At 55.1% G+C, this 25157-nt stretch carries 20 protein-coding genes; 11 read left to right on the top strand and 9 right to left on the bottom strand.

Going from position 1 to position 25157, the window contains the following annotated elements:
• Positions 1-258 precede the first annotated feature (258 nt).
• From SH287x_RS15445 to SH287x_RS15415, 7 genes are all read left to right on the top strand, one after another.
• On the top strand, positions 259-4326 hold the full coding sequence (locus SH287x_RS15445) for an ABC transporter permease (RefSeq protein ID WP_479515269.1): 4068 nt from the start codon (positions 259-261) through the stop codon (positions 4324-4326).
• A gap of 107 nt (positions 4327-4433) precedes the next feature.
• Positions 4434-5015 carry a Uma2 family endonuclease gene (locus SH287x_RS15440; RefSeq protein ID WP_479515268.1) on the top strand — a complete coding sequence of 194 codons (582 nt, stop codon included), beginning with the start codon at positions 4434-4436 and terminating at the stop codon, positions 5013-5015.
• A 162-nt stretch (positions 5016-5177) separates the two neighbouring features.
• Positions 5178-5759, top strand: a complete 582-nt coding sequence (locus SH287x_RS15435; RefSeq protein WP_479515266.1) for a Uma2 family endonuclease — start codon at positions 5178-5180, stop codon at positions 5757-5759.
• Between the two features lie 204 nt (positions 5760-5963).
• A complete protein-coding gene (mqnE, locus tag SH287x_RS15430; protein ID WP_479515264.1) occupies positions 5964-7127 on the top strand; it encodes an aminofutalosine synthase MqnE in 1164 nt (387 codons plus the stop codon).
• Positions 7128-7427: 300 nt separating this feature from the next.
• Positions 7428-7835, top strand: coding sequence for a VOC family protein (locus SH287x_RS15425; RefSeq protein WP_479515263.1), 408 nt, complete (start codon positions 7428-7430; stop codon positions 7833-7835).
• Positions 7836-7965: 130 nt separating this feature from the next.
• The gene (locus SH287x_RS15420; protein ID WP_479515262.1) at positions 7966-8295 is read left to right on the top strand and encodes a hypothetical protein; all 330 of its coding nucleotides are present in this window, start codon (positions 7966-7968) and stop codon (positions 8293-8295) included.
• 218 nt (positions 8296-8513) lie between these two features.
• Positions 8514-11042 (top strand): hypothetical protein, encoded by a 2529-nt coding sequence (locus tag SH287x_RS15415; RefSeq protein ID WP_479515261.1) that lies wholly within the window; start codon positions 8514-8516, stop codon positions 11040-11042.
• Positions 11043-11402: 360 nt separating this feature from the next.
• Here SH287x_RS15415 and SH287x_RS15410 read toward each other — a convergent pair whose 3' ends face one another.
• From SH287x_RS15410 to SH287x_RS15395, 4 genes are all read right to left on the bottom strand, one after another.
• Positions 11403-12131, bottom strand: a complete 729-nt coding sequence (locus SH287x_RS15410) for a dioxygenase family protein (RefSeq protein WP_479515260.1) — start codon at positions 12129-12131, stop codon at positions 11403-11405.
• 289 nt (positions 12132-12420) lie between these two features.
• On the bottom strand, positions 12421-13434 hold the full coding sequence (locus SH287x_RS15405) for an aldo/keto reductase (protein WP_479515259.1): 1014 nt from the start codon (positions 13432-13434) through the stop codon (positions 12421-12423).
• A 46-nt stretch (positions 13435-13480) separates the two neighbouring features.
• Positions 13481-14221: a hypothetical protein gene (locus SH287x_RS15400; RefSeq protein WP_479515258.1), complete on the bottom strand. Its 741-nt coding sequence runs from the start codon at positions 14219-14221 to the stop codon at positions 13481-13483.
• Positions 14218-14931, bottom strand: a complete 714-nt coding sequence (locus SH287x_RS15395) for a MotA/TolQ/ExbB proton channel family protein (RefSeq protein WP_479515257.1) — start codon at positions 14929-14931, stop codon at positions 14218-14220. The genes SH287x_RS15400 and SH287x_RS15395 overlap by 4 nt, the downstream gene beginning before the upstream one ends.
• Positions 14932-15746: 815 nt before the next feature.
• Here SH287x_RS15395 and SH287x_RS15390 point away from each other — a divergent pair.
• Positions 15747-17042 carry an MFS transporter gene (locus SH287x_RS15390; RefSeq protein WP_479515256.1) on the top strand — a complete coding sequence of 432 codons (1296 nt, stop codon included), beginning with the start codon at positions 15747-15749 and terminating at the stop codon, positions 17040-17042.
• A 410-nt stretch (positions 17043-17452) separates the two neighbouring features.
• Positions 17453-17626, top strand: a complete 174-nt coding sequence (locus tag SH287x_RS15385; protein WP_479515255.1) for a Flp family type IVb pilin — start codon at positions 17453-17455, stop codon at positions 17624-17626.
• A 689-nt stretch (positions 17627-18315) separates the two neighbouring features.
• Here SH287x_RS15385 and SH287x_RS15380 read toward each other — a convergent pair.
• The gene (locus SH287x_RS15380; RefSeq protein WP_479515254.1) at positions 18316-18618 is read right to left on the bottom strand and encodes a hypothetical protein; all 303 of its coding nucleotides are present in this window, start codon (positions 18616-18618) and stop codon (positions 18316-18318) included.
• Positions 18619-19332: 714 nt separating this feature from the next.
• Between SH287x_RS15380 and SH287x_RS15375 the strand changes: the two genes are divergently transcribed.
• Positions 19333-20547 (top strand): pyridoxal phosphate-dependent aminotransferase, encoded by a 1215-nt coding sequence (locus SH287x_RS15375; protein ID WP_479515253.1) that lies wholly within the window; start codon positions 19333-19335, stop codon positions 20545-20547.
• Between the two features lie 256 nt (positions 20548-20803).
• Positions 20804-21868, top strand: a complete 1065-nt coding sequence (locus SH287x_RS15370; RefSeq protein WP_479515252.1) for a 3-deoxy-7-phosphoheptulonate synthase — start codon at positions 20804-20806, stop codon at positions 21866-21868.
• 493 nt (positions 21869-22361) lie between these two features.
• Here SH287x_RS15370 and SH287x_RS15365 read toward each other — a convergent pair whose 3' ends face one another.
• From SH287x_RS15365 to SH287x_RS15350, 4 genes are all read right to left on the bottom strand, one after another.
• The gene (locus tag SH287x_RS15365; protein ID WP_479515251.1) at positions 22362-22850 is read right to left on the bottom strand and encodes a GNAT family N-acetyltransferase; all 489 of its coding nucleotides are present in this window, start codon (positions 22848-22850) and stop codon (positions 22362-22364) included.
• Positions 22851-22874: 24 nt separating this feature from the next.
• Positions 22875-23153 (bottom strand): type II toxin-antitoxin system TacA family antitoxin, encoded by a 279-nt coding sequence (locus tag SH287x_RS15360; protein WP_479515250.1) that lies wholly within the window; start codon positions 23151-23153, stop codon positions 22875-22877.
• 559 nt (positions 23154-23712) lie between these two features.
• Positions 23713-24120, bottom strand: coding sequence for a hypothetical protein (locus SH287x_RS15355; protein WP_479515249.1), 408 nt, complete (start codon positions 24118-24120; stop codon positions 23713-23715).
• Positions 24121-24494: 374 nt separating this feature from the next.
• A complete protein-coding gene (locus tag SH287x_RS15350) occupies positions 24495-25127 on the bottom strand; it encodes a carboxypeptidase-like regulatory domain-containing protein (protein WP_479515248.1) in 633 nt (210 codons plus the stop codon).
• Positions 25128-25157 lie beyond the last annotated feature (30 nt).

Here is a 25157-nt window from a genome sequence, read left to right as displayed (position 1 = left end):
TGACGTAATGCGCAGTTTGGTTGACTGTGGCCGGAATTTTTTTGCTGGCCGGGAGGATCGCCTGCGTTGGTTAACCTCAGATTGTGAGAGAATGTCCGTCGGGAAATTGGCTCTGTGATTTTGTGCTGACGTTGTACTGCCTCCTTCCCAGGAGAGCCAGACTCGAATGAAGCGCATGGAACACCAGAGTTTCGTAGGATGAATAGGTGGGGCTGACGGCCAATTCACTCGATGGTTCATTCTGCGGTTGAGGTTTCCATGAGTTCACAAGGAGCCACCCGACTCACTAACACACGCCTGATTCGGGCCAGCATTGCTCACTATTGGCGCACGTCGCTGGCTGTCTGGCTGGGTGTCATTGTGGCGACCGCGGTGATTACCGGTGCCTTGTTGGTGGGAGATTCCATGCGTGGGAGTCTTCGGGCGATGACGCTCCGCCGGTTAGGACAGGTGGACGCGGTGATTACCGGGCCACGGTTTGTGCGCGAGCAATTAGCCGCCGGTCTGGAAATGGCGCTGACGTCTCAATCGTTGAGCGTGGCTCCGGCACTCGTTCTGCGGGGCGGTGTGGTGCGGGAAAGTTTTTCGGCCACCGGCACTTCTTTAGAGACGGCCACTTCTTTAGAGGCTGTGCAAAAACTCTCAAATCCTTCTCTCCTTTTGGGAGAAGGTGGCCGCAGGGCGGATGAGGGGTTGCAAGTTGCCGGAGGAAATACGGCTGGTTCATTGGCCCCCTCATCCCGGCCCTCTCCCACGAGGGGAGAGGGGGAGTTTCCGGACAAGCTTTTAGAGACTGCCACTTCTTTAGAGGCTGTGCAAAAACTCTCAAATCCATCTTCCCTTGTGGGGGAAGGTGGCCGAAGGCTGGATGAGGGGTCGCAAGTTTCCGGAGGAAATACGGCTGGTTCATTGGCCCCCTCACCCCGGCCCTCTCCCACGAGGGGAGAGGGGGAGTTTCCGGACAAGCTTTTAGAGACCGCCACTGCTTCGGATAGCTCCACGGTAACGGCCAGTTCCAGTTCCTCTTCCAGTTCCAGCCCGTCTGTCAGTTCCTCTTCAGTGTCCCGTTCTTCCGCACGTCGGGCGGGAAATGTGATGGCCTATGGGGTCGATGAGCGTCTGTGGAGTTGGCTCACCGTTCCCTCTGAGCCGCATCCTTCGACCTTTGAAACACTACCGGTCTTGCCGCCGCAAGGTCGTGAAGCACTACTGACACACGCCTTGGCGGACGCATTGGATGCACAGGCTGGTGATCAGATCACGCTCTGGATCGAACTGCCTTCCGCTGTTCCCCGTGATACGCTGCTGGGGCAAAAAGATCATGATTCGCAGGAGGTGACGCTCACCGTTCGTGAGGTTCTGGATGACCAACTGACAGCCGCACATTTTGGGCTGTCTCCCAGTCAGTTGGAACCGATGAGCCTGTTTGTGAATCTGCAAACGCTCCAGAGCGATTTGAATCTGGCCGAAGTCCGTCCCAACCGCCGGGATCCACGGGGTGCTCCCGCACGCGTGAATGCTCTCTTCTTTCATCAGTCGGGAACGGATCGATCCAACGCGGTTACTATGGAATCGATTCTGGCCAGTGATGATTCTCTTGAAGCTGTGAACGCGGCTCTGCGTGAGTCGCTCACGCTGGCTGATCTTCAACTGCGTCTTGTCCCTGATCCTGTGGTCAAAGGTCTTTCTCTTGATAGCGAGCGAATGCTGCTGGAACCTTCGCTGGTCACGGCGGCTACCAAAGCTAGTTCCGACCTTCAGGCTGCGGCCTCGCCTGTGATGGTCTATCTGGCCAATACGATTCGCAAAGCGGGGGGGACGCCCCAGCAGTATTCCATGTACTCGACGGTGGCGGGGATCGATCTGGAAGCGTTGTCGCCTCCTTTCGGCCCCTTCCCGGTGATGCCCCCTGAGTCAGAATCAGGGAAAGAAGTGTCGACTTCTCCGCTGAAATTGTCGCCGCGTGGGGTGATGATCAACGAGTATCTGGCGACTGACCTTGATGCCAAAGTCGGCGATGAACTGGAACTGACCTGGCACAAAGTGGGTTCTCATGGAGAGCTTCCTGAAGAGACGGGTCTTTTTCGAGTGGAAGCGATCACCCGGCTGGAAGGTGTCGCTGCGGATAAAGCTCTGACGCCGGAAGTCAAAGGGATCACCGATGTCGATTCGCTTTCGGATTGGGATCAGCCGTTCCCCATGAAGCTCAATCTGGTCACGACTCGCGATGATGAATATTGGGACGAATACAAAGCACTTCCAAAGCTCTTTCTGCCATTGAGCACGGCTCAGGAACTCTGGCCCAATCGGTATGGGACACTCACGTCGATTCGTCTGGCGCCGCCGGAAGGTGAGTCGCTGGAGAGTTTCAAAGAAGTCTTCGAACAGGGGTTGATCTCGCGGCTGGATCTCAGTGCGGCGGGGTTGTCGCTTCAGCCTCTGAAAGCTTATGGCTTGCGTGCGGCTGCCGGTGCCACCGACTTCAGCGGGCTGTTTGTGGGATTCAGTTTCTTCCTGATTCTGGCTGCCTTGATTCTGATCAGCCTGCTTTTTCGTCTGGGGGTTGAACAGAGAACGCGAGATCTGGGATTGCTGGCTGCGACCGGTTTCTCCCCCGTTTCCATTCGCTGGCTGTTGCTCAGTGAAGGGTTCTGGCTGGCGATTTCAGGATCGATCATCGGTGTGCTGCTGGGGATTGGCTATGCCCAGGGAATGATCTATGGGCTGACCAACTGGTGGCAGGCCGCCATTCAAACCACGGCTATTGAACTGTATGTCACGCCAACGAGCCTGGTACTGGGGGCCGGCATCGCGGTGTTCGGGGCGATGATCAGCGTCTGGTGGGCTTTGCGAGACCTTCGGCAATGGGAAATTCGCGAGCTGCTGGCTGGCCAATCCAACCTGCAGGAGAGCCAGCCTTCACGCTATCAATGGTCACGGGCCAAGGCCCTCTTCGGGGGAAGTGCCGCCCTTTTGTTCGTGGCATTGCTGGCCACGGGATGGGTTCCCGCCAGTGAAGCCTTTGGTGGTCTTTCATGGCAAATTGTGGGGTTCTTCCTTTCGGGGATCCTGTTGTTGATGACCTCGCTGTGGTCGCTCAGTGCGTGGCTGGAACGCCCTGTGATCAATGCTCTTGTGGGTCATGGGTTCGTGGCGACGACGCGGTTGGCAGAACGGAACGTGACACGTGCGCGCCGCCGCAGTGTGCTTACAGTGGGGATGATCGCCTCGGCGATGTTTGTAATCACAACGGTCGCTGCTGGCCAAAGAAACCCGGTGACTGATCGGCTCGACAAGTTCAGCGGCAACGGCGGCTTCACGCTGGTGGGGGAATCGGCCAGTCCCATTCTCTACGACTTCAATACCGTTGAAGGTCGCAACTCACTTCAACTGACGCCTCCCGCAGGTTCACCCGAGGCGGATCTTCTGGCCCAGACAAGGGTCTTTCAGTTTCGCATGAAGCCGGGCGAAGAAGCCAGTTGCGTCAATCTCTTCCAGACGACCGCTCCCACGATCCTTGGCGTCCCACGAGATTTCCTCGAACGGGGGGGATTCAAGTTTGCCGGGATGTCAGCGGCCAAGCCCTGGAGCCTGCTGGAAGCTCCCGCTGAAGACGGAACGATCCCGGTCTTTGGTGATGTCAACACGCTGATGTTCAGCCTGAAGAAAGGGCCAGGAGCGACATTGGCCGCTCCGCAAACTGCGGATGATGCACCACGTTTGAAGGTCGCCGGCATGCTCGACGGAGCCGTGCTCCAGGGGGTGCTCCTGATGTCCGAAGAGAACTTTCTTCGGCTCTACCCCGAACAGAAAGGGTTCCAGTATTTTCTGATGGAACTGCCGCTGGCTGACACGCAGGCCGCGATCGACTTCTTTGAATCCCGGCTTACGGAATACGGCCTCGACCTGGAACCGGTCGGCGTGCGGATCAGCCGGTTTCTTGCTGTCCAGAACACCTATCTGGCGGCCTTTCAGGCGTTGGGGGGATTGGGCCTGTTGTTGGGAACCATCGGTCTGGCCACCGTGATGCTGAGAAATATCTGGGAGCGGCAAGCCGAACTCTCGGTGATACGAGCCATCGGTTTTGGGAACCGGCAGATCACAGAAATGATTCTCTGTGAGAACGCGCTGCTGTTAGGGTGGGGGTTGTTCTTCGGCACAGTCTCGGCTCTCGTGTCGATGCTTCCGCAACTTCTCTCAACCGGGGCCGATGTCCCGTGGCTGGCAGGCGCCTTATGGCTGATGGTTGTCTTCGCTGGCGGGATGCTGTCTGCTGTCGCCGCAATTCGGCTGGCCCTTCGCTTGCCACTCCTCGTAAAGACGTGATCCACTGCCCCTCTCAAAAAATGGGGTGTTGAAGCCAGATGGTAAGTGGTACGTTGAATGTCAGATTCTTCTTGCCTTGGGAACGGGGTGCCTTGGGAACAGTGATCATGGCGATTGCAGAGCATCCTCAACGTCTCCAGAAACTGATGACGGCCGGTGAGTTCCTGGCTCTCCCGGAGGAGATGCGCTGCGAACTGGTGAAGGGAGAACTTATCGAAGTGAATCCACCATCTCCGCGCCATGGCATCGTTGTGTCAAATCTCTTTTTCCTGCTGAAGCTCTGGACTCGAGAGTTTCAGTGTGGGATTGCTGGTGGTCATGAGACGGCACTCCAGACGTCGTCCCATCCGGACAGCATTCGCGGTGTGGATGGTTACTATATCTCCTTCAAGCGGTTGGGAGGGGAAGTCTCTCCTGATGGCCCGTTGCTCCCCGTTCCGGAACTGTGTATTGAGGTGCGCTCGCCGGGTAACCGCTGGTTAGATCTTCTCGAAAAAGCGGTTGAGTATCTGAAGGCCGGAGCGGAGGAAGTCTGGCTGGTCGACCCGACGTTGCCTCCTGCGGAACGTTTCATTGAGTCGCATCGGCTGGATCGCGACCCGATCCGTTTTTTGCTTGGGGATGAAATCACATCGCCAAGTCTCCCCGGATTTCACGGGCAGGTCGCTGACGCATTCTTGGGAGTCTGACCACCTCTGTCTTGACGACGCCTTGACGACACAGACTTCCGCGGATCAGTTCCACGTGGAACTCATCCGCACAGGTTGGGGTTTCTAAACCCACTGGTCAGTGGTACGTTGAATGTCGGATTCTTCTTGCCTTGGGAACGGTGAGCCTTGGGAACAGTGATCATGGCGATTGCAGAGCATCCTCATACTCTCCAAAAACTGATGACTGCTGGCGAGTTCCTGGCTCTCCCGGAGGAGATGCGCTGTGAACTGGTGAAGGGAGAACTTGTCGCAGTGAATCCACCATCGCCGCGCCACGGCCGTGTCATTACCAATCTGATTATCTTGTTGGAAGCCTGGGCCGAGGCCCATCAGTGCGGAATGGCGGCAGCCTATGAGACGGCACTTCAGACCAGTACCAATCCGGACAGCATTCGCGGGGTGGATGGTTACTTCATCTCCTTCAAACGTCTGGGAGGGGATGTCTTTCCCGCGGGGCCGCTCCTCCCTGTCCCCGAGCTTTGCATTGAAGTCCGCTCGCCGGGTCATCGCTGGTTAGATCTTCTCGAAAAGGCGGTTGAGTACCTGAAGGCAGGAGCGGAGGAGGTCTGGCTGGTCGACCCCACGTTGGCTCCCACAGATCGTTTCATCGAGTCCCACAGGCAGGATCGCGACCCGATCCGTTTTTTGCTCGGGGATGAAATCACATCGCCAAGCCTCTCCGGATTTCACGCCGAGGTAGTGCGAGCTTTCCGTGGAATCTGATCTCGGCGTTCCACGTGGAACTGGCTTGGGGATGACGCCGGGCGTTTACTGTGCCTAGAATCTTCTGGTGGGGCTTCCATTCTCATCTGACGGGTTAAGTCATGATCCGCGAGCAGGCCAACGAGCCTGCGGGTGGGTTCAACAACCTGTCAGGACAGAGTGGTCGTACCACGGGTTGATTCAACGCAGGTACGAGAACACATCATGGTCAGTCATAATCAGCAAACGACAGCCCGCCCCGATGACCCACGGTTTCTTGAGATCGTCCGCAAGGTCAGGCAGAAAGAACGTCTGACTCTGGAGGATGGTCTCTTCCTCGACCGCGAGGCCGACCTGCTGGCCATGGGGCGATTGGCGAATGAAGTGCGCGAGCAGCGGCACGGGAACGCGACTTACTACAACACCAACATTCATCTGAACCCGACGAACGTCTGCGTCTACCGTTGCCGGTTCTGTGCCTTCCGATCTGATCTGCGGGAAGAAAAGGCGTATGCCGTTTCCGATGATCAGGCCCGCGAGCGGATCCTCGAAGCCCGTTCTCGGGGAGCCACCGAAATTCATGTTGTCGGTGGTCTGCACCATCAGAAGAAATTCGACTGGTATCTCAACCTCATCCGTGTGCTCCATGAGACCTGCCCCGAGATTCACATCAAGGCCTGGACCGCGGTGGAGATTGCGTGGTTCTCATTTCTCACCAAGCAGCCGGTCGACTGGGTGCTGTCCGAGATGAAGGCTGCGGGGCTGGGGAGTATGCCGGGCGGTGGAGCCGAGATCTTCCACGATGACGTCCGCCCGCAGATCTGCGAGCACAAGGCCGATGGCGAGAACTGGATTCACATCCATCGCGAGGCTCACAACCTGGGCTTGCGATCCAACGCCACCATGCTCTATGGCCATGTCGAGAAGGCCGAACATCGACTCGATCACATCCTCAGATTGCGGGCGCTTCAGGATGAAACGGGCGGCTTCCAGACCTTCATCCCGCTGGCCTTTCATCCTGACAACACGAAGCTGGCACACATCCCCAAGCCCACCGCACGGATGGATCTGCGGATCGTGGCCCTTGCCCGGCTGATGCTCGACAACTTCGACCACATCAAGGCTTACTGGATCATGCTGGGTGAAGAGACTGCTCAGGTGGCTCAGAGCTTCGGGGCCGATGACCTGGATGGCACCGTGGTGCATGAACTCATCTATCACGACGCGGGGGCCAAGACGCCTGAAGGGCTGACCGTTTCCAAACTCCACCGCCTGATTCAAGAGGCGGGGCGAGTGCCTGTTGAACGCGACACACTTTACCAGCGTGTCGTTCGGGAGGGAGCCAAATGGTGGGTGGAAGGAAATGTGTCCACACAGGTTGGTGCTTGAGAACTTGCGGATTCGCCCTCGCCGGTAAAAGCCGGAGAGACGCATCTCAGAGTCTATGCGGAAACTTTCCAATCCTTCTCCCTGAGGGAGAAGGTGGCCGAAGGCCGGATGAGGGGGAGTGGGTGACTATTGGTGAGAGGTTGTTGATGGCCTATAGAAAACGGCTGGTTCATCAGGCCCTCACCCCAACCCTCTCCCGCAGGCGGGCGAGGGAGCATTCTCAGGCAGGCTCTAACACCACCAATCCTCAACCTGCAACGGACAACTCCCAACCAACAACTGACCAATGACAACTGACCAATGAGAAACCCAACCTCCCCATTCCACGTGAAACAGATCGACCATGTCACCATCGTTGTGAGCGATCTGACAAAGAGCCGCCGGTTCTACCGCGACCTCCTCGGGATGCAGGAGGTCGCCCGGCCAAACTTTTCGTTTCAGGGGCAATGGTTCCAGGCCGGCTCCACTCTCATTCACACCATCCTTGAGTTTGAAGGTTCCGGGCCAGCCGGCCAAAGTGGGGGCTTCTCCTCCCGGGGACACCACATCGCCTTCACCGTTGAAGACGTCCGGGCAGCCGAAGAGTTTCTTCAGATGGAAGGAGTCCCTGTAGTCGTGCCCTGTAAGCTGCGGCCAGATGGGGCGCTACAGTCGTTCGTTCATGACCCCGACGGTCACCTGATTGAATTGACCTCCCCACCAACTTAACCGCATTCCACGAAAGTGTTGCGTCCTGGTGGCATAAGATCCCATACTCTTCAGGACAACTGACGCACCTTCGACACCACAATGTTCTACGCCACCAAGTGATCCGGAACCGGATCTGAAGGCCCTTCTCATGAGCAGTACGCCAGAAGAACCCATTGCGGAAACGGCCACTGCGTCCACTAAAACCGGGATTGTCGGGATCGTGGTCTCTGCGCTTCTTCTGGTGTTGTTGGCCGCAGTCTTCATTCAGACGGTCTTTATTGTGACCGCATTAACCGGCGGCCCCCTCGATCAAAGCTATCTGCTCCTGATCTCGACTCTGTCCCCGGTCGTTGTGGGTGTCTGCATTGTGACCTCACTGATCAGTTTCCTGCTCCCACCTTCGCGGCTCCGTTCCTACACGCCCAAGGCCTGTTCGGTTCTGGTCTTCATTCAGCTTGTCCTGGTTCTGGCGGGCTGACCCCGTGGTACGCCCCTCTCTCCTGACAGGTTGTTGAGCTTGTCCGCAGGCTCGTTGGCCTGCTCACAACTCTTTGCTGAACCTGTCAAATCAGAATTGAAACTCCACGAGCCATGAACGGCTCGTCATCAGATTCTTGTTGAAGGCATGTCCCCGGTCGGAGTAGTCTGAAGCTTCCATTCAGACGCCCACCTTGAAACACTGCCGACGAGATTCCGATGACGTTTCCGCACTTTCTGAAAATCTCCCCACTGATCACGGCCGCTCTGCTGCTGGTCGCATCCCCTTTAACCGCAGCCGATGCTCCCGCACCGAAAAGTATTTCCGGGATCTATCCGCACCTGACCATGTTCAACGATGAAGGGGAATGCGGCACCGGGGCCGTCGTTCCCTTCGCCGGAAAACTCTGGGTCATCACCTATGGCCCTCATCTCCCGTTGGCTTCATCCGATCGACTCTACGAAGTCACTCCCAACCTTCAGCAGATCATCCGGCCAGAAAGCGTCGGCGGTACGAACGCCAACCGCATGATTCATGAGCCAACCAACCAGCTGGTCATTGGCAGCCATGTGATCGACTCGGACGGGAAGGTTCGCACCATTCCGCGAAAAGCCATGCCCGGCCGCCTGACAGGAAACGCCACGCACCTCACTTGTCCCGATGGAAAAATCTACTTTGCGACCATGGAAGAGGGACTCTATGAAGTCGACCTCAAGACGCTGGATGTCAACTGCCTCATCCGCGATGGGAACAGTTTCAAACCGGAGCAGCTTGCCATTGACCTGACGAAAGCGGTTTCGTCAAAGCTCCCCGGCTATCACGGCAAAGGGTTATTCACGTCGCAGGGAATCGTCGTCTATGCCAACAACGGTGATCACGATCCACGCGTCGTCAAAGACCCCACAGTTCCCAGCGGCGCTTTGGGGTTCTTTAATGGTGAAGCCGGCACCGATTGGAAACTGATCCGCCGAAATCAGTTCACCGAAGTGACCGGGCCATCGGGCATTGTCTCAGCCGATCCGAATTCCAGACAACCCATCTGGAGTCTGGGCTGGGATGCCAAGTCGCTGCTGCTGATGGTTTACTACGAAGGGACGTGGCAGGCCTACCGTCTTCCCAAAGCCTCTCACAGTTACGATGGTGCCCATGGCTGGAACACCGAATGGCCACGTATTCGCGACATCGGCGAGGACTCATTGCTGGCCACCATGCACGGCACCTTCTGGAAATTCCCCAAAAACTTTTCTCCCAAATCTTCCGCCGGGATCTCGCCCCGTTCCAACTATCTCAAGGTCGTGGGTGACTTCTGCCAATGGAACGGTCAACTGGTGCTGGGTTGCGATGACACCGCCAAGAGCGAGTTTTTGAACCAGCGCAAAGCCAAAGGGAAAATTGCCGGCCCGGGTCAATCGCAGTCCAATCTCTGGTTTATTGATCCGGCACAGCTCGACCACTTCGGCCCTGTGATTGGCCGGGGTTCGGTCTGGCTCAATGAAGACGTGGCTGCCAACACCCCCAGCGACCCCTTCCTCTTCGCGGGTTACACTCACCGCCAACTGGTCGTCAAAGGGACGAGTTCTCAGCCTGCAAAGATCACCCTGCAAGTCGACAAGCTGGGTAATGGGGAATGGGCAACGCTCAAGGAGATCCCGCTTCCCGAATCTGGAATTCTCGTCGAGACCTTTTCCCCCGAAACTCAGGGCGTCTGGCTGCGGCTACTTTCCGATCAGAAACTGGCAGCCGCCACAGCCAGTCTGAATTTTTCCAACCCCTCTCCAGCCATTGATCCTGCCGCAGCCCAGATCTTCAGTGGGCTATCCCCCCAGGGAAATAACAAACGTGCGGGTGGCCTGATTCATTCCCGAGGAGGCCAGCTCAAGACGCTCAGGTATGTCGCGAAGACTTCAGACGGAGCCACGGGGTGCTATGACCTGACGACCAACCCCACGACTGGCAGCCTCACTCTGGCCAAGGTTGATGACCCCCATGGCCTGGAATGGACAGCCACGAATGTCGCCGTTCCCGAGAATGTGATCTCGCGAGATGATGCCTCAATTCTCTATGAGGATGGCTCAGGCCGATGGCGGCTCCCCGTAGGAGACTGGACGGTTCCTCTGGCTCAGGGGTCATTTGGCCCACAGCGTGTTTGCCGGGAAGTCTGCACTGAACGGGATCTGTTCCATGCCGGCCAGACCTTCTTTGAGCTTCCCGCTGAAAACGCCGCCGGGATCTCGAAGATCCGCCCGATCACTACGCACTCCTACAGCATTGACGACTACGCCAGCCATCGCGGCTTGCTGGTACTCACCGGCGTGCTGGATGGAACTGAAGGAGGGCACCACCTGATTCGCTCAACAGACAAGGCTTGCGCATTGTGGGTGGGCGCTGTTGACGACCTCTGGGCCATGGGCCGCCCTCACGGAACAGGCGGGCCATGGAAGAACACCGCCGTTGAGAAGGGCGTTCCCAGCGATCCTTATCTCTTCACGGGCTATACCAACAAAGTGGTGGAACTCTCCCACGATCAGCCACACGACGTGAAGATCACGCTGGAGATCGACGTGACGGGGACAGGAACCTGGGTGCCATACCACTTCACCGTACCGGCTGGAAAAACACTCCGTCACGAGTTCCCCGATGCAACCAGCGGCTACTGGATCCGTGCCACATCAGACAGCAATGGCCGGATGACCGCCTGGTTCACCTACGGCCCCTTTCGGGGTTTGGGCCTATCGGCCGGGTCGTAAACTAAAGATCCGCGGCCTCGTTGTGGCCTCTCCTACCAGCGGGTAGCCCAGGTTGCTTTGCAACCTGGGCCGGCAAAGCCGGTGAGAGGTCGCAGTTTGAGTCAACCTAGCGAGACCGTACCCGGTCAAACAAGAAACGTTCTGCCTCGCGCTAGCCTGGATGATTCATACTTCTCCGGAATTTCGACATAACCCCTTTGTTTCATTAACGCCTTCTGGAGACAACCTCCTACGGCAGTGCCAATTTCATGCTACGGTTCAGGTGGCAAAAAGTTGTGTGTAAAAGACAGCTCAAAGCCGCAAATATGGCACACAAAACGCCGTGAAATCATGGCTTCCTCTCACTCAACTCGCTCATCATTATGGGCGAGGAGAGGTTGGTCTTCGTCCGCCACCAGACTCGCGTTCTGATTTGGAAATCCCATGCACCTGATGATCGTCTTCCGGTGTTTTCCCCAGCACCATGTCAAACTTGGCGGCCAGTTCGCCAATCGGTGAATCCGGGATCCTGGCAAAATCGGCCATCAGCAATTCTCGTTCGGCTTCGTTGCGAACGCTACGGAACACGCCATCCCGATCATTCTGGGGATGTCCCTTGATCAGCAGTTGCGTTGTCAGCACTCGCTTGCCTCCCAGGCTGACACCGAAATGAATGTGCGGCGTACGGCCAGGGTAAGGGACAGGCTTGAGCGTACGGAAATAATAGCTTCCATCGCTGCCCGTCAAGAACCGGCCGTATCCCTGAAAATTCTTATCGTACGAACCATGACGGCTGTCGCCCGAATGGAGATAGGCCCCGTTGCCATCGACCTGCCAGATTTCAATGAACGCATTGCGGATGGGTTCGCCAGCAGCACTGAGCAGTTTGCCGGAAAGGTGCGTGATCTCGCCAATCGCGGGAGTCAACGAGTTGTTCATCACCAGCAGATCATTGTCGGTATCGAGTGGCAGTTTGTCGGGATAGAACGGCCCTTCGGTCAAGGCGGGCGTTCGCATCAGTTCTTCCGCCAACACTCCTGAAACTTGCATCGCAGCAGCAGCGAAGCCCGTTGCCCGTAAAAACGACCGTCGATTGATCACATGGCTCATCGGATGTCCTCTCGTGAATGCTGCCTGGAAGGTTGCGTCTGAGACAGATCCCAGGATCTAACGGCGCGTTGTGTGCCAGGCTTGCGGCTTTGAGCCAGCATCCTTTTCTCACCTCTCAACGCGCTGTTGATTTCTGGAAAGCGTCTTATTCCATTGAACACGAGCGGTCAGGAATTGCGTTCAAACTTCATCGGGAATTCAGGGAAATCTGAAAAGATTCGTCGTGTTAAGCTCCTGAAACTCAGCACGACGAATACCTTTTTTTAGAAGACCGATTGCGACAAAGTCGCTATTCACTGGCCCACGGACTGGACGGAAGTTCGATGCTTTGAGTCAGCCGGTCGATCATTTGAAGTTCTTCCCGGGTGAACGTGAGATTTTTCACGCAGGCGACGTTTTCCGTCACTTGTTGGGGAGAACTGGCCCCGATCAATGCCGTCGTCACCCGGTCATCGCGCAGAACCCATGACAGTGCCATCTGCGCCAATGTCTGACCACGTTCAGCAGCAATGCCGGCGAGCTGACGGACGACATCGATCACTTCCGGACGCAGGTCGCCTTCTCGCAATAATGACCCTTGCACAGTGGCCCGCGAACCCGCAGGAATCCCTTGAAGATACTTGTCGGTGAGAAGTCCCTGATACAGCGGACAGAAGGCAATCACGCCCAGTCCCTGTTCCCCCGTGACATTGAGCAACCGCTTTTCAATCCAGCGATTGAGCAGTGAGTAATTGGGCTGATGAATAATCAGCGGCTGAAAGTTTCTTGCGGTACACGTTTGGATCGCTGCGATGGTCTGATCGGAGGTGTAGCTGCTGATTCCTGTGTAAAGCGCTTTCCCCTGGCGGACGGCGGTTTCTAAAGCCCCCATGGTTTCTTCGAGGGGCGTCTGGCCATCGAAACGGTGACTGTAAAAGATATCAACATAGTCCATCCCCAGCCGTTTCAGGCTTTGATCCAGGCTGGCAAGGAGGTATTTGCGAGACCCATATTCGCCATAAGGCCCCGGCCACATGAGATAGCCCGCCTTGGATGACACGATGATTTCATCGCGAGGCAAGTCTTTCAGCAGTTTGCCAACGTTGGTTTCCGCAGAGCCTGGCGGTGGGCCATAATTGTTGGCCAGATCAAAATGAGTAATGCCCGCATCAAATGCGGCATGAATGATGGCCCGCTGAGTGGCGGTTGGTTGATCACCACCAAAGTTGTGCCAGCAGCCCAGAGTGATCGCCGGCAGCTTGAGTCCCCAGCGGCCACATTTACGATAAGGCATCCGTCCGTCGTAGCGATTCATTTCAGTCATCTCAGCAGCCTGTTCATGGAGAATGGACAAAGGGAATCTGGTTGATTCAAGGTGTTTTGATGGGAGCCAGTGTGCCGGCGCTTCCCGCTCCAGACCCCGGTGCATCAGGACGAAAACCGAGCGTGGCCCGTTCAATGCGTGAGCGAGTCCCCGCATCGCGCTGCATGCGTTCGGTGGCCAGTTCCAGCCCTCGCTCCATTTCCTGACGCAGGGTGAATCGTGCGTCACCCCAGGTCAATAAAATCACCACGAGACTTTTCGGCTGATCGATCGACTTGAAGAGACCATACAAATTCTCAGCAACCTGATCGGCGCTGGTGACACGAATCATCGACGGAGGCTGGCCCTGCCCGGTCTCCACACTCAACACGCCATCGCTGTTCATATGCAGTTGCCAGAGATCGATCCGCTTGCGCATTTCCTCATGAGTCAGCAAATGCCGGATGACACCTTCACGCAGGCGTTGTTCTTCACGGGGAGTCCGCGAGAGGGAATCGGTCAAGTCAATCAGCGGCTGAAGTTCAGGAGGAGCCAGCTTTTTCAGATCGTCAGGAGCAAGGTGAAAGATCTCCGAGACGATATTGACCAGCCGTTGAAACTGCTGCCGTGAGAGTGACGCTTCTGTGGAACGTTGCCAGATTTCCCGTTCAAAAGCCTGCTTCTGAGCGGACATCGACGCGACCAGCTCGTCTTCCTGAACACGCATTTCCAGATACTGGGCGAACATGACGATCAGCAGCAGGTCAAGCAAAGAGGCCAGTTGAAACACCATTCTCCGGGGAGTCATGACACCACTCCCGACGTTCCCGGTGTCTGCTTGATCTCTGCCATAGTGATGGGCCTGGCTGGCTCACCGGGAGAGATTGTCAGTTCGCGACGGGCCAATGCGACAGTTTCCCGAGCCGCCTCGCGATTTTCTGTCAGCCGACGAAATTTGGTTTCCAGCATGCTGTTGATAAACATCAGAATGATCGCGGCACTGAGACCGGCAAATGTGGCCCAGATGGAATTTCCAAAAAACTGGACAATCGCCTGGATCGTTTGTCGTCCATCGCCATTGGTGGTTTGTTGCAGAGCACAGCCAATCGCGATCACCGTCCCGAGAACACCCGCCATCGGATAGGCTTCGACCATGTTGCGAGCCACGTTATAGACAGTCTCAAAGCTCTGGGATTGGAGGTATTTACGATGTTCATCCAATGTCACCAGCCGATCGAGCAGCATTCGCCGCTCACCGGTTCGCGCAGGGTTTTCCAGCACATCGCGTACATCGGCCAGAAAGGCGTCGATCTGATCCGACAGACTCGAATAAGGTTCCAGAACACTGCGATGATTAAGCCCTCTCGTAAATCGATCAAACTCCGCCGTAATGCGACGAAGGTCACGATTCGACCAGGCATTGAGATAGAGGAACACCAGAAAATGCAGGACAGCGGCCCCACAGATAAACGGGGTCGATAACCGGGAAATTTCTTCCAGAACTTCAGTCGGGAACATTCAGGTGCCTTCGGAACTCTGCATTTCAAACGCGGCGTTCGGAGATCACGATCTGGCGAACAAATGACCAACGCCAGTCTATGCTTGCGGGACTCTTGAATCGAGAGTTGAAAGGATGTTCTTGGAGAGGATTGCCTTTCACACAAGAAATCAGCAACCTCGATCAATAAAAGATCATCAGGCTTTATTGCCCGGAATGTCACAGATCCCTGCGGAAAAAAGATCAAATACGCTCTCTTCGTGCCCTGCTCACGGCTCTGAGATGTCTTTTATACACAACTTTTTCGCCACCTGAACCGCACCATGAAATTGGCATGGGTGGCCCATAGCACCTTGCAGCCTTTACCTCAACATCTGGCACACAGCCCAGTGAATTCATGGGGTTGATACTGTCCAAAAGTCATAGGGCAGGCTTCCGCCCCATACCGTTCGTCTCCCTTCGATCTCTTCCGAATTCCTTCGCGCTCTTCTTTTCTTCGCGGTAAAAATTCTTTGACTCACCGCAAAGGCGCGAAGAACGCAAAGGAGTCATTCCGATGAGCAGGTTTATCCCAGGCCGGAACTCCCGTGGGTTGATCTGGTCATCACCCCTTGATGGTGTCAATGCCGTGCCGCTTGCTCAAAGGAATAAGAAATTTATGTATAAAAGACAGCGGCTCTGAGTGAGCATGTCGGATGTGCGTTTGACGCTCCTGTCAACCACAGAGCATGCTTGCCTCAAAGCCGCAAGCATGGCACGAAGGCCGCTTTGGGCAAGCATGTTTTTGAGATCATCAACGCGTCATTTCAAGTTGCGATTCGTCAAAGAGGGATTGATGACGACTTCGGAAAATTCACCCGCAGGCCTGATCTGGCGGATTGCCGTTACTTCGCTGCTCTGGCAGGCGGGCAGCACATTGACCAGTGGTGTCTTTTTCAATTGGTTTGTGCAGGAGGTCGGCGCGCAGGGACTTCTCTTTGGACTGATTCTGGCCCTGCCCGATCTTTGTGGAATTGCCGGCCTCTCGGCGAGAACAGCATTTTGTCATGGTCTGGGCCGCAAGCGAATCTGGTGGGTTGGCACACTCCTTTCCCGTGGTGCTTTTCTCGCCGTCCCGGCTATCGCCCTGAGCATGCACGCCTTTTCTCATGAGTCGTTAGCCCTCTGGCTGATTCTGTTGACAGTCTCATTAGCCAGCGCGTTTCAGGGAGTCGCGTTTGCGGCCTGGAGTGACTGGGTCAGCATCCTGGCTCCAGCGAAGGTCTGGGGACGCATGCTGGCCGTTCGTTCCATCGCCATGGTGGCCACACAACTTCTGGTGCCCATGGTTGCCGGTGCGATTCGTGATTATGCGCAGTTCCAATCCCGAACGACCGGCTCCAACCAATGGCTGATCACCATCTATGGTGGAGTCTTTATTGTGGGCGTGGGATTTCAACTGGCTTCGCTGCTCCCCATGATTTCCTTAAATGAGATCAAGCTTCCCCACGAGCGGCGAGGCCTTTCCCTGGGGCGGGTTCTGAGCGAGACGTTTCATCAGCCGGCATTTCGATGGCTGGTCGCCCATGCCTGGTGCCTGGGGGCTGCGAACGGACTGACACAAGCCGTCCTTTCGCAATATCAGTATCAAATTTTGAAGCTAAACATCGTGCCGATGCAGTTAATGTTCACCACGATGTATCTGGTGCAGATTCCTTCCGCCTGGCAGGGAGGCATGAACTCTACTCGTCGTCGCGAAGGACTGGTGCTGACGTTCGGAACCGCGATCACCGCGTGCTCAATGCTGTTTTTCTATGCCTCAACACCTTCCACCTGGTGGCTGCTGTTCGGAGCTTATCTTTGCTGGGGAGCCTTTGGTGGAGTGAATGTGGCAGGGCCGCATTTGGCTTTGCGATTAAGTCCTCACGATGACCGCAGTCTTCCCTTTGCCGTGTTCCGATTGGGCGGGGGTGTGGCAGCCGGCGTGGCGGGAATTGTCGGAGCATGGTGGTTGAGCCATCTGCTGGCAGGGCGTCCCGCTCAGGAAAATGTCTGGGCGTTTCAGTGGCTCTTTCTATTTTCATTCGCTGGCCGTCTGATGGCCTCGCTCCTGGCGGCAATGGCGTGGCGCGCCGATGCTTCCCGCGTTTGAATTATCTCTGCACCTCAACATGGCCGCGTTGCGAAACCGAGACGCCCCGGGAAGCTCCGTGGAATATTGGCCACATGAGGTTTTACGTCAACAATCCGCGTCGAGCAGATGCACCAGTGTCGTCACGACCCGACGATTTAACGCAAGGGAAAAATTTTTCCCGGCACATCCAGTTTGACTCTAGGAAAAACTGACTTAGGTTTCGGATGTAACCGTCAATCTGGCCGCTGAGCCAGTTGGGGGGGTGTGAATGCGACATCCAATGGCCAACTACAGATTGCCGTCTGGGTCTTTGGAGATTGCAAGCCGGTGGTGTGGGATCGAAGACTCTTTGGCTGTAACTCAGGTGAGTTCAGTGGGTCATCCGACTACATACCGGTCAATGTCATTCTTTCATAGGGTGTGTGGAAATGCAGATTCTCAACAGCGTTAAGAAATTCATCGTCTCGGAAGATGGCCCGACAGCCGTGGAATACGCGGTCATGCTGGCCCTGATCGTGATCGTTTGCCTCACCGCCGTGCAGGCCATCGGCACCAACGCCTCGACAAAGTTCCAGGAAGTTGCTGACAAGCTCGCCGAGTAATTTCAGCGAAATCCGATTTCATCGCCAGCCACCGCAAGGCCATCAAGGTCTTGCGGTGGCCTCGATGCGTGTCATGTCTTGTTCTTTTTTGACAGTATGAAACAGGCTTTCCTTCATGTTCCCATTCTGGATTGAGTTCACCGCTTCCGGAGCGACCGAAATCGTCACCACCGCCTTAGCTGGCCTGATGGTGGCCATCACCGTGCTGATGGGGCGATAAGAGTCTGTTCGGCAACTCTCAAACCATTTTCCCTGAGCGAGCAGACAGCGCGACAGGTCAGATGAGGTCGCGCATTCGTGCCAAGCTTGCGGCTCTGAGGCAGAGCATGCCTTGCACATCTCTCAACGCGCCGTTGTTTTCTGGAAAAACATAGTCAGGCAGATTGAGTCGCCCGCTTTTCTGTGCCCTGCATTTTCGCAGCCCCATAAATGGCAAGAAGCCCACATTTCCCGAAGGAGATGTCGGCTTCTTTGCAATGTTGTTTCGTCGACGGGGATCAGTGAATCAGCACTGATCGAGAGTTGAACCACCGGGGATCTGCCAATTGCACGAAGTCTGCCGCACGAGTCGGCAGCTTGCAACGACTGGAGCTTCCATTCTGTTTTAAGAGGTTAAGCAAAGCGTTGTGAGCAGACCAACGAGCCTGCCGACAAGCTCAACGACCTGTCAGGACAGAGTGGTCGCAACACTACTTGGCAGCCTTAGGGGCTGCTGGCTTGGCGGCCTTCGGAGCCTTGGCTGGCTTGGCAGCAGGGGCAGCCTTGGGCTTGGTGGACTTCGCTGGCTTCACAGCAGGTTCAGCCTTGGCAGCCTTTGGTGCTTTGACAGCTTTAGCAGCCTTAACAGCTGGCTCGGCCTTAACTGGCTTTTCAGCCTTGGGCTTAGTCGACTTCGCTGGCTTGGCTGCTGCGGTCTTGGCGGCGGCGGGAGCAGCCTTCTTTTCAACTGGCTTCTTCGCGGGAGCGGCCTTCGTCGTCGTTTTTGTCGCCATGCTCATTAACTCCTGAAACGTCTGGACGCCCTGATCTCACACATGGAGTTCGCTCTTGCGTCCCTGGAGCGAGTTTTGCGTCAAACAATCACACTCCATCCGAGGAGTGATGTTCATCCTTGAAAACTTAGAACGTACCGACAACTTCTTTTTTAGGATGCTTCGCGAAACAGGTCAATCGGAATCTGTTCCATTGCAAGACTTTGTTGCCAATAGACCGGCCGCAACTCCCTGATCAATCAACAATGCGGGTCGACGTAACTCAAACATCAACTTTCTTTGACCAGTTCTATCGGCTATTCTGGCTGGTGAGGATTGGGCGATCTGTAGGGGATTTACAGATTTTCCGGAAGATAGTTAGCTGAGAGCTTGCAGGGGGAGTATGGAATTAAGGCTCCATGGGCCTTTTCCCCCACAATGGCGCGAACATCTGGTCGCCAACAGCGTCCTGCTATAACCGTCCCGAATTCTTTTCTCAAAGATTCCCTCAGTGCATTGTCAAAGGATAAAATTCGGGTCTCTTCTGTTGTTAAGCCCGGCAACGACGGGCGCTTTCGTCACAACGTACCCGTGGATAAAGCCCTGACAGGGCACTTAGAAGCATTTGCAGCCAGAAATTGTCGCCATGAAACGCCTTTCCTTGACGCTGGCACTGACACGGCTGACAATTCCATTGAGTGCTAATTTTGATCGACCTATGGAAATATGCCTGCCATGCCTGCCATGACCTTGTCGCCGCTTGTTGAAGCCCTCAAGCCTTCTGCTACTTTGGCCGCCGCTGCAAAAGCGCGGGAGTTGAAGAATAAGGGAATCAAGGTTCTCGATTTCACACTGGGTGAACCCGACTTCAACACCCCCGAGCACATTCAGGCCGCCGCGATTACTGCCATGCAAGCGGGCAAAACGCATTACACACCATCTGGCGGTATTCCCGAGCTGAAAGAAGCCGTCTGCCGCGCGTACAAACGCGATTACAATCTCGACTACACCCCCGCCCAGGTTTTGATCTCCAACGGTGCCAAGCACTCCATTCATAACGTCCTCGCAACGCTCTGTGGCCCCGGCGATGAAATCATTATCCCCACACCCTACTGGGTCAGCTATGGGGCGCTGGTCGAACTCACTGGTGCCACGACGGTGCTCGTCGACACCACCGAAGCCAGCGGTTTTGTGATGACCCCCGAGCAGTTCCAGGCCGCCATTTCGCCGCGAACAAAACTGCTCCTCCTCAACAATCCCAGCAATCCCACAGGGGCCGCTTACACTCCCGCACAACTGGAAGCTTTGGCAAAGGTGGCCGTCGAGAACAACATCCCTGTCCTCTCCGACGAAATTTATGAAAAGCTGATCTATCCCGGCAGCGAATTCCGCTCCTTCGCCAGTTTTGGCTCTCAGGCCAAAGACCTGACCATCATCATCAGTGGTGTCAGTAAAGCCTATGCCATGACCGGCTGGCGAATCGGCTGGACAATCGGGCCGGCTCCGATCATCAAAGCCATGGATAACCTGCAAAGCCAGGAAACATCCAACCCCTGCAGCATCAGCCAGTACGCAGCTGTGGCGGCTCTCGATGGCCCGCAGGAATCCGTCGAAGCCATGCGGGTCGTGTTTGAACGACGCCGGGAATATGCGTTGAGCCGCTTGCGCCCTTGGCAGGAAAAATTTGGTGTCACCTGTGCCGAGCCAGGGGGCGCATTCTATCTCTTCTTCAATGTGTCATCAGTTCTCGGGAAGCAGCTTCCCGGCGGCACAGTCGCCAAAGACGCCTCCGAGTTCTGCACCATTCTGCTGGAACAGGCTCACGTGGCCCTCGTCACTGGTGATGCTTTTGGTGCTCCGGGCTTTGTTCGGCTTTCCTTTGCCACCGACGATACAACTCTCAAGCTGGGATTTGATGCCATAGAACAGTTTCTGGCCACGACCGTCTAACCAGTGCCGTCTAGCCACTGCCACTGACCAGACCCGTCTGAACAGGCATTGGCTTTCCAACGCCTGAGTGCCATGTAAGAATTAAGAAGACCCGCAACGGGTTAATCAATGGGCTTTTGCAGGGGATCTTGATGCTCCCGAACAAAAACCTGCCCCGATTCATGTCGGGGAAATCGAATTTCCTTAGTCGGGGTGATCAGCCCGGCGCAGTTGAAGATGTGGGGCGGTTTGCTCTGCATCAAAGAATGTCAACGTCATGCAACCGCTTCAAAACGTCAACATCCGGGATACTGTGCCATTGATTGCCCCCCGTTACCTCATGTCGGAAGAAACCATTTCCGACGCCGCCATGCGCACGGTGGTTGAAGGCCGTGAGACGATTAAGCGCATCCTCACGGGCGAAGACACGCGGCTGTTCGTCACCGTCGGCCCCTGCTCCATTCATGATCATGTGGCCGCTCTCGATTACGCACGCAAACTCCGTAGTCTGGCCGAGAAGGTCAAAAGCCACATCTTCATTGTTATGCGGGTTTACTTTGAAAAACCTCGCACAACCGTCGGCTGGAAAGGTCTCATCAACGATCCCCATCTCAACGAAACCTTCGACATCGCGACGGGTCTTCGGGCCGCACGCCGCATTCTGCTCGAAGTCAATGACATGGGCTTGCCAGCAGCGACCGAACTGCTGGAATCGATCACACCGCAATACATTTCAGATCTCATCTCATTCGCAGCAATTGGTGCCCGGACAACCGAATCACCCACACACCGCCAGATGGCCAGTGGGTTATCCATGCCCGTCGGTTACAAAAACGGCACCGACGGCAGCCTGCAAGTCGCTTTGGATGCCATGCAGGCGTCACGGGCATCGCATAGCTTCCTGGGGATTGATGCCGAAGGAAAAACCTGCATCATCAATACGGCAGGGAACTCGTGGGGCATGCTCATTCTTCGCGGCGGTCGCACAGGCCCGAACTACGCTTGTGAATACGTCGATGAGGCGGTCAATAAATTGCGAAAGCTCAACCTGAGTGACCGCCTGATGGTCGATTGCAGCCACGCCAATTCAAACAAGGATTTCACTAAGCAGCACATTGTCTGGAACGACATTATCGAACGGCGTTTAGCAGGGGAAACCGCGCTGGCCGGCGCCATGGTGGAAAGCAATCTGCTTCCCGGTGCCCAGCCACTGACAGATCCCACCCAGTTAAAATACGGCGTGTCAATTACCGATGGGTGCATCGGCTGGGAAGAAACTGAAGAACTCATCCTTTCCGCCTACGAAAAAATGAACCCCACCCCCGCCGAAACCCTCGCCTGAACCAACTCCCCATCATAACACACCCCATCTGCCAAGCAACCCGGTAGCTCGGCAACCCGGTAGGGTGCATGAAGCGCAGCGCAATGCACCAATTAATATGCCTAATTTAATATATATGATTGTTGTGTATTCGAGTGACTTTGTAGTCTCTGCGTAGGGTGAGCTAACACACCCAACTTCAAACATCTATATGTCTACGTGGTTATGATATATTCGCGTCTGTATGTAGTCTCTATGCAAGGTGGGTTAAGGCCCTGCGCAACCCACCAGCCTTGCTGTTTCAATAACCGAAGAGCCACTTGTGTCGCACTTTCTCTTTGACAATTGTCACCGAGAGCCATCGGCCATCCTGGCCACTGATACCGGCAGGCACTGCTGTCGCCAAGCCTCCGCAATGTTCAATAGAAGTAGCCTTCGTGCCATGCTCTCGGCTCTGAGTAAGTGGGCGGCCCAGATTCTGGGCTACCAACAATACCTATACGGAAAAACGCATCTAAATGGGATCGAGCTTCAGCTTGCGAATGGCGTGCATTGGCAGGAAGAGATGGCGGGGATCATCCAGGAGGGATTGAAACCCGAACTTCAAATAGAAGTTTCGGGCAATGTCATCCATTGCATCCACTTCCACAGCCCGAATTCCGATTTGTTCGGAAATATGTACTGATCTCCGCAAGGCGTCAATCAACAGTAACGCCCCCAACCCTTGCCCCTGTAAGTTCTGATCGACGGCCAACCGACCAATCAGCACCACAGGAACATCTATCCGAGGCAATCCCTTGGCCTCGACACCAGGCAGCGCATCGTAGGTGACTCGATGCGTGGAGATGGCATAATAACCAAGAACGGAGACTTCATTGGGGCGAGTGGCAACAAACGTGCGGGAGAGATCACGACGGTCGAACTGACCGGCCCGCTCCTTCAGCCACTCGTTTAAAATCGGTTGGCCGCAATTAAACGCCGAACGCTCATGGTTTTTATCCAACCGACAGATCGCCTCAGGTCATCATCAGTGAACCTGCTTCTTGTACCGCTTGGCCGCATTAATGAGAGCATCATTGGGCTTGATTGACTTGTTATCCACAATCGCCATGAACAGTTGCCTATCCTGTTCACTGAGTTGGGTGACTTGCTGCTCATGAAGAATCTTGCGAGCCGTCTGTACCAAGGTGGAAATGGCAAAATCACTGATAGATTGCCCCATTTCTGCAGCAGCGTCTTCAATCGTTTTTTTCAGGTCACTGCTGAGTCGAAAGTTGATCCGGGCGTCGCTATCGGTTGTTGCCACGACTTGGCCTCCTCACATGTGTGCGGCAGTATAACACAATATTGTACGTCATATTGCCACATTAAGAAAGACGGAATTTCGAGGGGCGTCACCTCATGGTCTGCTTTTTTGATCGGCAGCGAACCTTTGAAAGCTGGGTAGCCCCGGTTGAAATTCCGATTTCTACCGGGGTGGCAACGCCATGAGAGGTTTTTACCCCTTGGTCGACACCGATTCTGATTCAACCCGGTAGGGTGCATGCAGCGCAGCGCAATGCACCAACTAACACACCCATCTTTAAGCGTCTAGATGTCTGCGTGGCTATTATGTATTCGCGTCTCTATGTAGGGTGGGTTAAGGCCCTGCGCAACCCACCAGCTTTGCTATGCCAGTGACCGAAGAACCGCTAGTGTCGAACTTTCTCTTTGGCAGTTGCCACCGCTGGGTAGCCCCGGTTGAAATTCCGATTTCTACCGGGGTGGCAACGCCATAAGAGGTTTTTACTCCTTGCTCGACGCCGGTTCTGATTCAGTCTTGTGTAGGCTGGGTGATCCCGGATGGCTAGCTAGATCGCAAGTTTTCATTTACCTGTACGCATGTGCTTGCTTTTCACAAGCGTGCCCCAGGCAACGTCGCATATCTGGCCACAAACCACAACACCCTGTGCGATCCAAATGTAAATAATTAAAAACGCACCTTGAGCATCATGAAAAACCTGAGGCAACAATAATTCTCCTGCCCCAAGCAACGCCACAACAAAACACATAGTTGCCTGAGGAAGAACCGATCGCCTTATTGTAATAGAAGCCAGCAACATGATGAATGAGGCAACATACCGTCCACTATGATTGAATATCGCTGAAACGGTCAGATTGTCGGCATCTCCATATTCAATAATGGATATGGTTGATATAGAAATGTAAATAAATGCCACCACAAGTAGGGCAATCATTTTGTGAGCAAATTCGCTTGATTCATGGGCAGGCACACTGTTCCCTCTGAGAATCGTTCCATCTGGGTAGCCCCGGTTGAAATTCCGATTTCTACCGGGGTGGCAACGCCATAAGAGGTTTTTACGTCATGGTCGACACTGATTCTGATTCAACCCGGTAGGGTGCATGCAGCGCAGCGCAATGCACCAACTAACACACCCATCTTCAAGCGTCTATATATCTGCGTGGCTATTATGTATTCGCGTCTCTATGTAGGGTGGGTTAAGGCCCTGCGCAACCCACCAGCTTTGCTTGGGACAACGCCTGCCAATAGCCCGGAGACGGAACTCGCATCTCTAGCGAATGTGTAGAACTGTGTTTTTTCAGAATAGAGGTGGGTTGAGCAAAGCCCTTGCGCACCGTTGTCTACCTATTTGGTTTTCAGTGCAAAATCGACAGTGTTGGAGCCGCCTTTAATATCTGCGGTCAACTCTGTTTTAGCATGATACTTGGCGGGTAATAATTCTTTTCGCTCTTCGATTTTTGGCTGTGACCCCTCGCCGCCGCTTCCGAGCCGAGCAGACGTGATTCGTACTTTATGAGGGCCGATTTTGGCTCCATTTTCACTCATTGTATAAGCCAGTGTGTAGATCCCTCGAGAGTTTGTTATTCCTGAGGATGCTCGGCCGTCAGCAGGTTGAAAGATGACCTCAGCGCCTTCGAGTGGATTGCCGTCTATAGTGACTGTCCCTGAGACGGTACCTAACGGAGGAGAATTACTACCGCCACCACAGCCTGTGATCACTAGGAATACTGTGGAAAGGCAGCCCCAACTCAACCATGTTGCTGACAATTGACGGACGATTGATGCTTGTTTCATAATTACAGCCCTTGTCACTTGGTGGATAATAAATCCCGAACAGACCTGCGTGTTGTTGGCGTGCAGGTCTGGTCGGGAAGCGAGCACAGCGAACAGGGGTTTCTGAAAAGAAAAACCAACATGCTGGTGCTGACGAGGATGTTGAGTGTAGATGGCAACGCGTGTAGCCGAGGGCGTGTTCACGCTATCTCCTGCCTCCACATTCCCCGGAAA

The sequence above is a fragment of the Planctopirus sp. SH287 genome, assembly GCF_056500625.1.
Note: the sequence above shows the minus strand (reverse complement) of the source record. Positions and strands in the feature narration are given on the sequence as shown.

Excerpts from the sequence above, each read along its gene's own strand:
- mqnE (WP_479515264.1), top strand. The coding sequence starts at position 5,964 with ATGGTCAGTCATAATCAGCAAACGACAGCCCGCCCCGATGACCCACGG.
- SH287x_RS15435 (WP_479515266.1), top strand. The coding sequence starts at position 5,178 with ATGGCGATTGCAGAGCATCCTCATACTCTCCAAAAACTGATGACTGCT.
- SH287x_RS15410 (WP_479515260.1), bottom strand. The coding sequence starts at position 12,131 with ATGAGCCATGTGATCAATCGACGGTCGTTTTTACGGGCAACGGGCTTC.
- SH287x_RS15380 (WP_479515254.1), bottom strand. The coding sequence starts at position 18,618 with ATGGCGACAAAAACGACGACGAAGGCCGCTCCCGCGAAGAAGCCAGTT.
- SH287x_RS15415 (WP_479515261.1), top strand. The coding sequence starts at position 8,514 with ATGACGTTTCCGCACTTTCTGAAAATCTCCCCACTGATCACGGCCGCT.
- SH287x_RS15390 (WP_479515256.1), top strand. The coding sequence starts at position 15,747 with ATGACGACTTCGGAAAATTCACCCGCAGGCCTGATCTGGCGGATTGCC.
- SH287x_RS15375 (WP_479515253.1), top strand. The coding sequence starts at position 19,333 with ATGCCTGCCATGACCTTGTCGCCGCTTGTTGAAGCCCTCAAGCCTTCT.
- SH287x_RS15445 (WP_479515269.1), top strand. The coding sequence starts at position 259 with ATGAGTTCACAAGGAGCCACCCGACTCACTAACACACGCCTGATTCGG.
- SH287x_RS15400 (WP_479515258.1), bottom strand. The coding sequence starts at position 14,221 with ATGACTCCCCGGAGAATGGTGTTTCAACTGGCCTCTTTGCTTGACCTG.
- SH287x_RS15425 (WP_479515263.1), top strand. The coding sequence starts at position 7,428 with ATGAGAAACCCAACCTCCCCATTCCACGTGAAACAGATCGACCATGTC.
- SH287x_RS15440 (WP_479515268.1), top strand. The coding sequence starts at position 4,434 with ATGGCGATTGCAGAGCATCCTCAACGTCTCCAGAAACTGATGACGGCC.
- SH287x_RS15385 (WP_479515255.1), top strand. The coding sequence starts at position 17,453 with ATGCAGATTCTCAACAGCGTTAAGAAATTCATCGTCTCGGAAGATGGC.
- SH287x_RS15420 (WP_479515262.1), top strand. The coding sequence starts at position 7,966 with ATGAGCAGTACGCCAGAAGAACCCATTGCGGAAACGGCCACTGCGTCC.
- SH287x_RS15405 (WP_479515259.1), bottom strand. The coding sequence starts at position 13,434 with ATGACTGAAATGAATCGCTACGACGGACGGATGCCTTATCGTAAATGT.
- SH287x_RS15395 (WP_479515257.1), bottom strand. The coding sequence starts at position 14,931 with ATGTTCCCGACTGAAGTTCTGGAAGAAATTTCCCGGTTATCGACCCCG.
- SH287x_RS15370 (WP_479515252.1), top strand. The coding sequence starts at position 20,804 with ATGCAACCGCTTCAAAACGTCAACATCCGGGATACTGTGCCATTGATT.